Origin of the sequence: Mesorhizobium sp. M7A.F.Ca.US.006.01.1.1 (genome assembly GCF_003997935.1) — a bacterium.
Classification (GTDB): domain Bacteria; phylum Pseudomonadota; class Alphaproteobacteria; order Rhizobiales; family Rhizobiaceae; genus Mesorhizobium.
Map to the genome: position 1 here is coordinate 1 of NZ_RZQL01000201.1, position 13,042 is coordinate 13,042.

11 protein-coding genes and 2 pseudogenes are annotated in these 13,042 nt (G+C 64.2%); 10 read left to right on the top strand and 3 right to left on the bottom strand.

Annotated features, from left to right (window positions below; all coding sequences use genetic code 11):
* The 3 genes and pseudogenes from EN943_RS27585 to EN943_RS27595 form a co-directional block, all read right to left on the bottom strand.
* Window positions 1-514, bottom strand: a pseudogene (locus EN943_RS27585) (sensor histidine kinase); the annotation flags it as partial.
* Between the two features lie 26 nt (window positions 515-540).
* On the bottom strand, window positions 541-3,003 hold the full coding sequence (hrpB, locus tag EN943_RS27590) for an ATP-dependent helicase HrpB (protein ID WP_127415412.1): 2,463 nt from the start codon (window positions 3,001-3,003) through the stop codon (window positions 541-543).
* Between the two features lie 47 nt (window positions 3,004-3,050).
* Complete coding sequence (locus EN943_RS27595; RefSeq protein WP_127415413.1) at window positions 3,051-3,941, bottom strand: DMT family transporter; 891 nt, start codon at window positions 3,939-3,941, stop codon at window positions 3,051-3,053.
* 28 nt (window positions 3,942-3,969) lie between these two features.
* Between EN943_RS27595 and EN943_RS27600 the strand changes: the two genes are divergently transcribed.
* The 10 genes and pseudogenes from EN943_RS27600 to EN943_RS27645 all read left to right on the top strand — a co-directional run.
* Entirely contained in the window at window positions 3,970-4,659 is a 690-nt protein-coding gene (locus EN943_RS27600; protein WP_127415414.1) for a PIG-L deacetylase family protein, read from the top strand.
* A gap of 276 nt (window positions 4,660-4,935) precedes the next feature.
* Complete coding sequence (locus EN943_RS27605) at window positions 4,936-6,267, top strand: ABC transporter substrate-binding protein (protein WP_127415415.1); 1,332 nt, start codon at window positions 4,936-4,938, stop codon at window positions 6,265-6,267.
* Between the two features lie 109 nt (window positions 6,268-6,376).
* Entirely contained in the window at window positions 6,377-7,324 is a 948-nt protein-coding gene (locus EN943_RS27610) for a sugar ABC transporter permease (protein WP_032901495.1), read from the top strand.
* Entirely contained in the window at window positions 7,321-8,271 is a 951-nt protein-coding gene (locus EN943_RS27615; RefSeq protein WP_013528079.1) for a carbohydrate ABC transporter permease, read from the top strand. Before EN943_RS27610 ends, EN943_RS27615 begins: the two co-directional genes overlap by 4 nt.
* Window positions 8,268-8,474, top strand: a complete 207-nt coding sequence (locus EN943_RS27620) for a hypothetical protein (RefSeq protein ID WP_127415416.1) — start codon at window positions 8,268-8,270, stop codon at window positions 8,472-8,474. Before EN943_RS27615 ends, EN943_RS27620 begins: the two co-directional genes overlap by 4 nt.
* A gap of 2 nt (window positions 8,475-8,476) precedes the next feature.
* Window positions 8,477-9,589 carry an ABC transporter ATP-binding protein gene (locus tag EN943_RS27625; RefSeq protein WP_127415417.1) on the top strand — a complete coding sequence of 371 codons (1,113 nt, stop codon included), beginning with the start codon at window positions 8,477-8,479 and terminating at the stop codon, window positions 9,587-9,589.
* Window positions 9,582-10,595, top strand: a complete 1,014-nt coding sequence (locus tag EN943_RS27630; protein WP_127415418.1) for an ABC transporter ATP-binding protein — start codon at window positions 9,582-9,584, stop codon at window positions 10,593-10,595. Before EN943_RS27625 ends, EN943_RS27630 begins: the two co-directional genes overlap by 8 nt.
* Before the next feature lie 53 nt (window positions 10,596-10,648).
* On the top strand, window positions 10,649-12,292 hold the full coding sequence (locus EN943_RS27635) for a dihydroxyacetone kinase subunit DhaK (RefSeq protein WP_127415419.1): 1,644 nt from the start codon (window positions 10,649-10,651) through the stop codon (window positions 12,290-12,292).
* Between the two features lie 72 nt (window positions 12,293-12,364).
* Entirely contained in the window at window positions 12,365-12,967 is a 603-nt protein-coding gene (gene dhaL, locus EN943_RS27640) for a dihydroxyacetone kinase subunit DhaL (protein ID WP_127415420.1), read from the top strand.
* Window positions 12,964-13,042, top strand: a pseudogene (locus EN943_RS27645) (PTS mannose transporter subunit IID); the annotation flags it as partial. The gene dhaL and the pseudogene EN943_RS27645, both read left to right, overlap by 4 nt.

Genomic DNA, 13,042 nt, shown 5'->3' on the forward strand with positions numbered 1-13,042 from the left:
GCACCGCCATCCACATGCCGGCGACATAGAGAAAGGGCATCGCCAGCGGCGCGTCCTCATGCCAGGGCAGCGGCAGACGGACAAAGACCAGAAAGGTCGCCGCCGACATGACCAGCCCGCCGAGGATGGCGGTCAGGCGCAGGGGCAGCGATGTCGCCGAAATGACGACAGGCACGGTCATCAGCAGCGAGAACGGGTTGGTGAGGCCGCCGGTCATGTAGAGCAGGCCGGCAAGCTGCAGGCTGTCGAAGATGAGGATGCCGAAGGCCGCAAGCGGCGTGAGCCGGTGCGCCGCCGGAAAGCGAAAGGCGAGAAACAGGTTCATCCAGGCCGAACAGGCGATCAGGGCAAAGCAGAGGCTGACCGGCAGCGGAAACTTCAGCCCATAGGCGACGACGAGCACCGTCAGGCTCTGACCGACAATGGCAAGCCAGCGCAACCGGATCAGCGTGTTGAGGCGCAGTCTCTGGCTCTGCTGGAAATCGGGCGAACGCAAAACGTTGATCATGGCCATGAATTACAGCCGCGGAGCGGCAAACGCTAGGTACCTCGCGGTTTGGCTCGGGCGGTGGCGGTCGCGAGCAGCGGATTTTCCGGCCAGACATGTTTGGGATAGCGGCCGCGCATATCGGCGCGCACGTCGGCCCAGGAGCCGCGCCAGAAGCCGGGCAGGTCGCGCGTCGTCTGGATCGGCCGGTGCGCCGGCGAAAGGAGTTCGAGCGTCAGCGGCACGGCGCCATTGGCGATCGAAGGATGGCGGTCGAGGCCGAACAGCTCCTGCACGCGAATCGCGAGCACCGGCCATTCGCCATCATAGCGGATCGGCACATGGCTGCCCGACGGGGCGTCGAAATGGGTTGGCGCCAGCGTATCGATCCTGCGCTGCACATCATGCGGCACGAGGCTGGCCAGTCCGGCCGAGACAACGCCCGCATCGATGGCGGCAAACGATGACGCGCCGGACAGGTAAGGCAGCAGCCAGTCGTCGAGGCGCTCGATGAGGGCGTCATCCGCCATATCGGGCCAGGGCGCGCCGAGGCCGCGATGCAGCCAGCCAAGCCGCTGGCGCAGCGTTTGCGCCTCCTTGCTCCAATTCAGCAGCGACAGTCCGTGCTGGCGCACCGCATCGAGGACGGCGCGGTCGGCGTCGGCCCCCGTTGGCGGCGGCAGCATGCGTTCGGCGAGCGTGATGGCGCCAAGGCGCACGGTTTCACGCACGCGCACGGCGCGCTTGTCGCGATCGAAGCTCGTTTCACGGCGAGCCTCGATGCTGTCCGCCAGCGCAGCGCGGACATCGTCCTCGCCGATCGCCGCTGCCGCCGTGATGCGCGCATTCTGTGCCTTGCCCTGCAGGTCGGCGACGACCAGAAACGGCTCGCCCGCCAGCGGGTCGGCGGCGTCGAGCATGGCGCCGGAGCCGTTGGCCAGCACGAAACGGCCACGCTCGCCACGCGCCTTCGCCACCCGATCCGGCCAGGCGTGGACGAGCAGGGGACCAGCGGCCGCAGCTTCGCTGCCCTTCGCCCCGCCAGCCTGCCTTGCCAGCCTTTCGGCGAGCTGCTTGGCGGCGGTAGCGCGCGGAGATCTTTCCCCGCGAAAGCGCATCAGCCGTCGCTCCAGATCGGCGCCGTCGCCACCAAGGCCGCGCTCGGTGAGCAGCACGGCAAGCATCGCTGCCTCCAAGGCATGGCCGCTGCCGGCTGCCTCGGCGACCATATGCGCCAACCGCACCGGCAGAGCGAGCTTGCGCATCGCTGCACCCGCCTCTGTCATGCGCCCCGTCTCGTCGATGGCGTCCAGCGCGCGCAACAGCCCCCTTGCCTCATTAAGGGCCGGAACAGGCGGCGGATCGAGAAAGGCGAGCCCTGCCGGATCGGCAACGCCAAAGGCAGCGCAATCGAGCATCAGTCCGGACAGATCGGCCTCGAGGATTTCCGGCGGCGTGAAAGCGGGAAGTGCAGCCGTCTGCTCGGCCCGCCACAGCCTAATGGCGACGCCTGGCTGCGTGCGTCCGGCACGGCCGGCGCGCTGGTCGGCGGAGGCCTTGCTGACGCGCACGGTCTCCAACCGGGTGAGGCCGCTGGCCGGTTCGTAGCGCGGCAGCCGCGACAGACCCGAATCGATGACGACGCGCACGCCGTCGATGGTGATCGAGGTTTCGGCAATCGAGGTGGCCAACACTACCTTGCGGCGGCCGGGCGGCGGCGGCTTGATCGCCGCGTCCTGCGCCTTGCCGTCGAGCATGCCGTAGAGCGGGACGATGTCGGTATCGGTGCCGACCTTGCCGGCCAGCCGTTCGGCGGTGCGCTCGATCTCGCGCTGGCCGGGCAGGAAGGCAAGGACGCTGCCGCTCTCGTCGGCAAGGGCGGCGCGGATCGCCTTGGCCATCGCGTCCTCGATGGCGATGCCGGCGGGGCGCTCGTCATAGCGGATGTCGACGGGGAAGGCGCGACCCTCGCTTTCGACGACCGACGCGCCCGACATGAGTTTGGCGACACGCGCGCCGTCGAGCGTCGCCGACATCACAGCCAAGCGCAGATCCGGCCTGAGCGCCCCTTGCACGTCGAGCGCCAGAGCGAGACCGAAATCGCCGTCGAGCGAGCGCTCGTGGAATTCGTCGAAGATGACAGCCGAAACGCCGGGCAATTCGGGATCGTCGAGGATCATCCGCGCCAGCACGCCTTCGGTAACGACCACGATCCTGGTCTTTGCCGAAATGCGGTTTTCCATGCGCATGGCGTAGCCGACGGTGGCGCCGGGTTCCTCACCAAGCAATTCAGCCATGCGGCGGGCGGCGGCGCGGGCGGCGAGGCGGCGCGGTTCAAGCAGGATGATCTTGCCGGCGCCGAGCCAAGGCGCGTCGAGCAGCGCCAGCGGCACCAGCGTCGTCTTGCCGGCGCCCGGCGGCGCTACCAGCACGGCGCTGTTGCCATCGCCAAGCGCTTCCCTCAGCGCCGGCAGCACGGCGGATACAGGAAGCTCCGGCAGGGGTTTTGTGGTCATGGCGCCCGCATATCAGCGGTTACGGCCACGGCGCAACCAGAGTCGGTTCAAAGCCGGGTGCGCGAAAACGGGTTCCAGCGCACGGTGCCCAGCCGCGCTTCCTCGCGCACCATGGTCAACAGGCCGGCGCCGCCAACGACCGCCAGGCCAACCAGCGACAGTCCGTCCGGATATTCCTGGAAGAACAACGCGCCGAGGATCACCGCCCAGGCGATCTGTGAATAATGCGTCGGCGCGACCCGGTTGGCAGGCGCGTATTTCATGGCCAGCAGTTGAAGGAATTGTCCACCCGCGGTGAAGGCACCGGCCATCACCAGCCACAGCAACTGCTTTCCGCTGGGAACAGTGAAGGCGGTGGCGGCGGCACCGATGCCGTTGAACAGCAGGCCGCAACCGACCAGCACGCCGAGCATGGTGGTGCGCTTCTCCTGCTGCGCCAGCGAGCGCATCAGGATGACGCTGGTGGCGGCGAGGAAGGCAACGCCGAAGGCGGCAAGATGGCCGAGATTGAGTTCGCGAAAGCCAGGCCGCACCACCAGCATGACACCGGCAAAACCGGCGACCACCGCCAGCCAGCGCCAGGGGCCGACCTTCTCCTTGAGGATCACCGTGGAGAGAATGGTGACGCAGAGCGGCGCCAGGAAGATCAGCGCATAGGACTCGGCCAGCGGAATGGTGGTGAAGGCGTAAACGCTGAGCACGCCGGAAGCGATACCCGCCCAGGCACGCGCCTGCACCGCCCATGGCCTTTTGGTGCGCCAGAAATCGCGCCAGCGTTCGCCCGCAGGTCGCGTGAAGAACAGGAAGAAGCCCGCGAACAAGGTTATGAAAAAGCCGATCTCGAAGATCGTGAGCTGACCGCCCAGGCTTTTGACAACGGCATCGCTACCCGAATAGCTTGCGTAGGCGAGCAGGGCGAGCAGGATTCCGTTCGTCACGTTGTTCCAATTCCGGGGAGAGAGTGGTTTGAAAATCCTGGCGCTCGGTGCGCATCCGGACGACATCGAGATCTTCATGTTCGGGACGATGGCCGCCTATGCTGCGCAAGGCGCAGAACTCACTTTTGCCATGGCCACGGATGGTGCCAGGGGCGGCACAAGTGATCCCGCTGTTCTCGCTCGTGTCCGTCGCGACGAAGCAACGGCCGCGGCCGCGCTGGTAGGCGCAGTGCCACGCTTCCTCGACTTCCCGGACGGCGAGCTGGTGGCCGATGCAGCGCTGATTGGAGCTCTGAAAGCACTGATCGGTCAAATCGGCCCGGATCTGGTGATCACGCATGCGCCCAACGATTATCATGCAGACCATCGCGCGCTGTCGGACGGCGTTCGTATCGCGGCGTCTTTCGCCGTCCCAGTGCTGCATGCCGACACGATGGGCGGCACCGGTTTTTCGCCGACGCACTATGTCGACATTTCCGCCCATGCCGACGTCAAGGCCGAGGCGATCCGCATGCATCAATCGCAGGATCCCGACCGCTTCGTCGACATTGCGCGGACACAGAACGCCTTTCGCGCCGGCCAGTGCAACGGCGCGCAAGGCTCATCGGCCGAAGCCTTCCGTTTCGAACCGTCGTTCCCGTTCGCCGATATCCGCGCGCTGCTGCCGCCGGCGCCGCCGATCCGGAAGGTGATGGTGAGCACCCGAAGGGTCGATTGAAAGCCGAGGCGACCCCACGTCCTGGTCACAATCAGCCTGAACAGCTTCGGTAAGCCGACCAGCGACCCGCGCTTTTCCCAACGTTTTCAGACATCGCGATAAGCATGCTGCGGCGCAGCAACGAATTCGCTTGCCTTGTTTAGTAAAAATTGCATCACTAAACAAATTACTAAACATCTGCAGTGTAGCAGCGCAGCCATGTTTGGGCCCCTGAGGAGAGGGGTTGAGGCTTTTTGAAACCGTCATCCGGGCGCGTTTCGCAAATGGGAGGAAGGCATGAAATCGAGCTTGAAACTGGCGTTGGGACTGACCTCGGCGATCACAGCGTCGACAGCCGTCGCGAACGTCGCGCACGCTGAAGACCTGACGCTGTGCTGGGCCGCCTGGGACCCGGCCAACGCGCTTGTCGAACTGTCCAAGGATTTTACCAAGGAAACCGGCATCGGCATGAAATTCGAGTTCGTGCCGTGGACCAACTATGCCGACCGTTTCCTCAACGAACTCAACTCGCACGGCAAATTGTGCGACCTGATCATCGGCGACAGCCAATGGATCGGCGGCGCTGCCGAGAATGGCCATTACGTCAAGCTGAACGACTTCTTCGACAAGGAGAAGATCAGCATGGACGATTTCGTCCCGGCAACCGTCGTCGGCTATTCGGAATGGCCGAAGAACACGCCGAACTACTGGGCGCTGCCAGCCATGGGCGACGTCGTCGGCTGGACCTATCGCAAGGACTGGTTCTCCAAGCCGGAGCTGCAGAAGGAATTCAAGGAGAAATACGGTTGGGACCTCGGCCCGCCGACCACCTTCGACCAGTTGAAGCAGGTCGCCGAGTTCTTCCAGAAGCGCGAGATCGACGGCAAGACCGTCTATGGCGCCTCGATCTACACCGAGCGCGGCTCTGAAGGCATCACCATGGGCGCCATGGACGTCCTCTACAGCTACGGCTTCCAATACGAGAACCCCAAGAAGCCCTATGAAATGGAAGGCTTCGTCAATTCCGACAAGTCGGTGAAGGGGCTGGAATTCTACAAGGCGCTCTATGATTGCTGCACGCCTCCGGGCGCGTCGAACAGCTACATGGGCGAAGGCGTCGATGCCTTCAAATCCGGCCAGGTGGCTATGCACATGAACTTCGCCTTCACATGGCCAGGCCTGCAGAAGGACGAGAATGTCGGCGGCGACAAGATCGGTTACTTCGTCAACCCGAAGGGTCCGGACGGCGAGCAGTTCGCCCAGCTAGGCGGCCAGGGCATCTCGGTGGTGTCCTATTCCGACAAGCAGGAGGCGGCGCTGAAATACATCAAGTGGTTCGCCAACAAGGACGTGCAGGCCAAATGGTGGTCGCTCGGCGGCTATTCCTGCCTCAACGCGGTGGTCAAGGATCCTAAATTCCCGGCCAGCCAGCCCTACGCACAGACCTTCCTCGACTCGATGGCCATCGTGAAGGACTTCTGGGCCGAGCCGAGCTACGCCCCGCTGCTGCAGTCCTCGCAGAAACGCTTCCATGACTATGTCGTCGCCGGCCAGGGTTCGGCCAAGGACGCGCTCGACGGCCTGGTCAAGGACTGGACGCAAGTCTTCCAGGACGACGGCAAGATGTAACCCGGCTCCTCCCGAGCTAGACCATGCGTCCCGTGCCGCCCTTGGCACGGGACGCAGTTCAGATAAATTCCATGACAGAGACGACCAAGTGACCGAAGCAGGACTCACCATGCTCAATCGGACCGCGGAGAACGTTGCCCGGGCGACCCCGGAACCGTTGGCCCGCAAGGTCCGGGGCATCAGCGACAAGGGCCTCGCCTGGCTGTTCATCTCGCCGACGATCCTGTTGCTGCTGGCCATCAACATCTTCCCGCTGTTCTGGGCGATCTATCTGTCGTTCACCAACTATCGCGCCAATCGGCCGAACGAGGTGGTGAAGAACCTCGGCTTTGCCAACTACCAGCGCATCCTTGGCGACAAGGATATCTGGATCGCCATGCAGACGACGGCGCATTTCGTGTTCTGGACCATCCTGTTGCAGACGCTGATCGGCTTCACGCTGGCCTGGCTGATAGACCGGAAGTTCCGTGGCCATGCCTTCTGGACGACGCTGATCCTGGTGCCCATGATGCTATCGCCGGCGGTGGTCGGCAATTTCTGGCGCTTCCTCTACGAGCCGCAGATCGGCCTGTTCGCCTACGCCATATCCTTCGTCACGAGGATTCCGCCGACCGATATCCAGATGCTCTCCAATGTGTCGCTGGCGCCCTGGTCGATCATCATCGTCGATACCTGGATGTGGACACCCTACGTGATGCTGATCTGCCTCGCCGGCCTACGCTCCATCCCCGAATACATCTACGAGGCGGCCGAGGTCGACCGCGCCTCCAACTGGCGGCAGTTCTGGTCGATCACGCTGCCGATGGCGCTGCCCTTCATCATGCTGGCTGTGCTGTTTCGCGGCATCGAGAACTTCAAGATGTTCGACATGGTCAATCTGTTGACCGGCGGCGGGCCGGGCTCGACCACCGAGGTCGCCTCGATAACGCTGAAGCGGCAGGCTTTCGAAAGCTGGCGCACCGGCTATTCCTCGGCCTTCGCCATTATCCTGTTCGTCGCGGTGTTTGGTCTGGCCAACATCTACGTCAAGGCGCTCAACAAGGTGAAGCAGAGATGAGCCTGACCACAGCCCATTCGGTCGTCGCACCGAGCAGCAACTCGAAACGGATCGCCGGCACGATCATCGTGCTTTATGCACTGATCTCGATCGTGCCGCTGCTGTGGATCTTCGCCACCAGCTTCAAGACGCCGCCGGATTCAATCGCCTATCCGCCCAAGATTCTGTTCCAGCCGAGCCTCGAAGGCTACTGCAATCTGTTCACGACGCGGACCCGGCAGACGCCGGAATACATCAACTCGCTGGGTCCGGCGACGGGCTTCTGCGACGAGACCACGCGCAAGCGCAACATGGTGATCGCCGGTCCGTCCAACTTCCTGCCGCGCTTCGTCAATTCGCTGATCATCGCCTTCGGTTCGACCTTCTGCGCGGTGTTTCTCGGCACGCTGTCGGCCTACGGCTTCTCGCGCTTCAAGGTGCCGCTCGCCGACGACCTTTTGTTCTTCATCCTGTCGACGCGCTTCATGCCGCCGATCGCCGTCGCCATTCCGATCTACCTGATGTATCGCGAGCTTGGCCTGTCGGACACCGCGCTCGGCATGATCCTGCTCTATACGGCAGTCAATGTGTCGCTGGCCGTCTGGCTGCTGAAAGGCTTCATCGACGAGATCCCGCGCGAATATGAGGAAGCGGCGATGATCGACGGCTATACGCGGCTGCAAGCCTTCTGGCGCACCGTGCTGCCGCAAGCGACGACCGGCATTGCCGCGACCGCGATCTTCTGCCTGATCTTCGCCTGGAACGAGTATGCGTTCGCGGCACTCCTTACTTCCGGCACGGCGCAGACCGCGCCGCCCTTCATCCCAACCATCATCGGCGAAGGCGGCCAGGACTGGCCGGCGGTCGCGGCCGGCACGACGATCTTCCTGGTGCCGATCCTGGTCTTCACCATACTGCTCCGCAAGCAACTGCTGCGCGGCATCACCTTCGGCGCGGTGCGCAAATGAGCATGACCAAACCCGTCAAACGCAAATCGCGCTGGCCGGCCTGGGCACGGCGCGGGCTGATGGAAAACATCGCGACAGCGCTGATCGCCATCGGCTTCCTGATGCTGTTCCAGCCCTTCGCGCTGGCGCTCTACACCTACTCCTTCATCACCATGCTCGCCGGCACGGTGATGTTCATCATCGTCTCGAAATTCCCGGAATAATCATGGCCGAAATCCGTGTCCAGCACCTGAGAAAGGCCTTCGGCGATTTCGTCGCCGTGCAGGATTCCAACTTCGTCGTCGAGGATGGCGAGTTCTTCGTCATGCTCGGGCCGTCGGGCTGCGGCAAGACGACGACCTTGCGCATGATCGCGGGGCTCGAGCTGCCGACCGGCGGCCAGATCCTGCTCGGCGGCGACGACGTCACCATGCTGCGGGCCCGCGAGCGCGACATCGCCTTCGTCTTCCAGCTGTTCGCGCTCTATCCGCACATGAATGTGCGCAAGAACATCGGCTTTCCGCTCCTGGCGCAAGGCATGCCGGCGGCCGAGATCCGCACGCGGGTCGAGGAAACGGCAAAGCTGCTGCGCATCGACCATCTGCTCAACAAATCCGTCTCCGGACTTGCCGGCGGCGACCGCCAGCGCGTCGCGCTCGGCCGCGCCATCGTGCGGCGGCCAAAATGCTTCCTGATGGACGAGCCGCTGGGGACACTCGACACCGAATTCCGCGATCTGATGGTCCACGAGCTGCGCGAGCTGCACAACCGCATCCGTGCCACAACGGTCTATGTCACGCACGACCAGATGGAAGCGATGTCGATGGCCGACAAGATCGCAGTGATGAACCATGGCGTCATCGAACAGTTCGGCACACCGCGCGAAATCTACGACCGCCCGGCGACCATGTTCGTCGCCGACTTCATCGGCTCGCCGCCGATGAACTTTTTGGGATTTGGCGGCGGGGTCGCCAGGGGCGCCAGGGAGATCATCGTGCAAGGCGCGAAGGTCGCGGTGCCGGAGGTGCGGGAGGACATCGCACCTAGCGACATGGCGCTCGGCATTCGCCCGGAGCACATACGCTTCGACGATGCTTCCAAGCTTCGCGGCGCCATCTACGGCACCGAATATCTCGGCACGACGCAGATCGTCGCGGTCGAAACGGCGGACGGCATCATCAAGGCACGGGTCCCGGCCGAAATCCGACTGTCCACCGGCGACCATGTCGGGCTGACGCTGAGCAGCGCGCGGCTGTCGCTGTTCGAGAAGGGTTCGGGCCGCGCGGTGAGAACCGCGATCCACGATGTCGCCTCGGAACGGAGGACCCAGCATGGCTGAGGTGCACATCAAGAACGTGACCAAGAGTTTCGGCGACCATGTCGCCGTCGACGGCCTCGACCTGCATATTTCAGATGGTGAATTCGTCGTGCTGCTCGGGCCGACCGGGGCCGGCAAGACGACGACGCTGCGGCTGATCGCCGGGTTGGAACGGCCGGATTCCGGCACGATCGAAATTGGCGGCCACAATGCCACGACACTGTCGCCGGCCGAGCGCGACACGGCTTTTGTGTTCCAACAATATTCGCTCTATCCGCATTTGTCGGTGTTCGACAATCTCGCCTTCCCGCTGCGCTCACCGGCACGGAAAATGCCGGAAGACCAGATCCGCCGCCGGGTCGAGGAGGTGGCGAAGATGGTGCGCATCCATCACAAGCTCGCCAACCGCTCGACCAAGCTTTCGGGCGGCGAAATGCAGCGCGTCGCCATCGGCCGCGCGCTGGTGCGCAAGCCCTCGATCTATCTGATGGACGAGCCGCTGTCGTCGCTCGACGCCAAGCTGCGGGCGGATCTGCGGCTCGAGCTGAAGCGCATCCAGACCGAGCTCGGCGCCACCATGCTCTACGTCACCCACGACCAGATCGAGGCGATGACGATGGCAGACCGCATCGGCATCCTCACTGACGGCGTGCTGGTGCAGATCGGCTCGCCGCGCACCATCTATTCCGAGCCGGCAAACCTGCATGTCGCGGCAAGGCTCGGCCAACCGGCGATCAATCTTCTGCCGACCGGGCTGCTGCCTGACGGCGGCGCACCGGCCGGCACCAAGACGATCGGCGCGCGCACCGAGCATCTGACGATCGCGAAGGCCGCGAATGGTCACGCCGACGGCGTTGTCGACTGGGTCGAGCATCTGGGCGACCAGAACCACCTGCATGTGACGGTAGGGACCAAAAAACTGGTGACGCTGACCGATCCCGATACGGATCTGGCGCAGGGCGACAAAGTGGTGATCCGCTACCGGGCGCCGCTGTATTTCGGCGCCGATGGGCAACGATTGATGTGAGCGGTCTCGGTGATTCAGCACCGGTTTGACTTTGCCAATACGGGACGAATTCGATGAAGCACTTTTTCAACCGCAGGGAAACGATCGTCACCGAGGCGCTGGACGGCCTGTTGCGGACCATTGGATCAGGCGACCTCGCGCGTCTCGACGGCTATCCCGAGATCAAGGTCATCCTGCGCGCCGACTGGGACAAGGCGAAGGTCAGCGTCGTCTCCGGCGGCGGCGCCGGGCACGAACCGTCCCATGCCGGTTTCGTCGGCAAAGGCATGCTGACGGCGGCGGTCTCAGGCGAGATCTTTGCCTCGCCAAGCGTCGAGGCGGTGCTGGCCGCCATTCGCACAGTCACTGGTCCGGCCGGCTGTCTGCTCATCGTCAAGAACTACACCGGCGACCGCCTCAATTTCGGCCTGGCCGCCGAGAAGGCGCGTGCCGAAGGGTTTCGCGTCGAGATGGTGATCGTCGCCGACGACATCGCGCTGCCCGACATTACCCAGCCACGCGGCGTTGCCGGCACTTTGTTCGTGCACAAGATCGCAGGCCATCTGTCGGAGGCCGGCCATGATCTGGCATTTGTCGCAACGGCCGCTCGCGCGGCGGCGAAGGATATCGTTTCGCTCGGCATGTCGCTGTCGTCCTGCTCGATCCCCGGCCAGCCGCATGAAGACAGGTTTGGCGAAAACGATGGCGAGCTTGGCCTCGGCATCCATGGCGAGCCGGGCGTCGAGCGGATTGCGGTGCAAAGCGCCGACAGGCTGGTCGCGATCATGGCGGAGCGCCTCTCGGCACGGCTTGATCCCAAGGCCGCTTATGCCTTGCTGATCAACAATCTTGGTTCGGTGCCACCGCTCGAAATGTCCGTTATCGCCAACGCAGTGCTTGCCTCGCCGCTGGCCAAAACCATCAAGCTGGCGATCGGCCCCGGCCCGCTGATGACAGCGCTGAATATGAACGGCTTCTCGCTGTCGCTGATCCGGCTCGACGCAGCACGCGAGACAGCCTTGCTGGCGCCGGTCGGCCCGCACGCCTGGATACCGGCAAAGCCGGTTGTGCCGCCTGCCGTCGTGCCTATGGCGAAAGCGGCCGGACAGAGCGCGGCACGCAAGCCCAGCCAGGATGCGCGGGCCCGTTCTCTTCTCGTCACCATCTGCGAACGACTGATCGCGCTCGAAACCACTTTGAACGGACTGGACGCCGAAACAGGCGACGGGGACACCGGTTCGACGGTGGCAACCGGCGCGCGCAGTATTCTCGAGCGGCTTGACACGCTGCCGCTTGCCGAGCCTGCAGCCACCCTTGGCGCGATAGGTGGCATTCTGAGCGCGTCGATGGGCGGCTCCAGCGGCGTGCTGCTGTCGATCTTCTTCACGGCGGCGGCGCAGGCTCTGGACAGCGGCGCGGGCCTGGCCAAGGCGCTGCTTGCCGGCCTCGAACGAATGACCTTTTATGGCGGCGCCAGGATGGGGGATCGGACCATGGTCGATGCCTTGGAACCAGCCCTCAAAGCGCTCGCCACCAGCGGCTTGGAGGAAGCGGCCGCCGCCGCTCGACACGGTGCCGAGGCCACCGCCGCCATGGAGAAGGCGAAGGCAGGACGGTCCGCCTATATCGGCAGCAAATTGCAAGGCGTGGCCGATCCCGGTGCTTATGCGGTGGCCGAGGTTTTCGCGGCCGTCGCCGCACTGCATGAAGCGGCCTGACGCATGCTTGAGTTGCCGAATGAGCGTTCTTTCGATACTGCCGGCGGCATGGAAACCGGGAATGCGGGTGACATGGCGGCGTTGAACCTTGCCAGGCTGATCGCGGCCGCCGCGAATACGATTGCCGCGCACGCCGAGGAATTGACCGCGCTCGACCAGGCGATCGGCGATGGCGACCACGGGCTGAACATGAAGCGCGGCTTCGAGGCCGTACGGGCCGAAGCCGAAGCATTTTCGGTCAAGCCGCTGCCCGATGCCCTGAAGGCGATCGGCACCAAGCTGGTGATGACGGTGGGCGGCGCCTCCGGCCCGCTGTTCGGCACACTGTTCCTGGCGCTCGGCAAGGAGATTTCGGCGGCGCCCGATCGTGCCAATCTGACGGCGGCGTTCGGCAAGGCGATCGGAGCGGTGGCCGCGCGGGGCAAATCGCAGATTGGACAAAAAACCATGCTCGACGTGCTGCAGCCGGTGCATGACGCGTTGCTGCAGGGAAGGACTGCGCCGGAAATCGCCGATATCGCCGACGCTGCGGCCGAAGCGACCGTGCCGATGAAAGCCTTGCGTGGCCGCGCCTCGTTCCTTGGCGACCGGTCGATCGGCCACATGGATGCCGGTGCACGTTCGACCGCGCTTCTGGTGCGCACGATCGTCGAAACGCTGGAAGGTCAGCCATGAGCAATGTCGGTATCGTCATCGTTTCGCATTCGCCGCTGGTTGCCGAGGGCACAGCTGACATGGTGCGGCAGATGG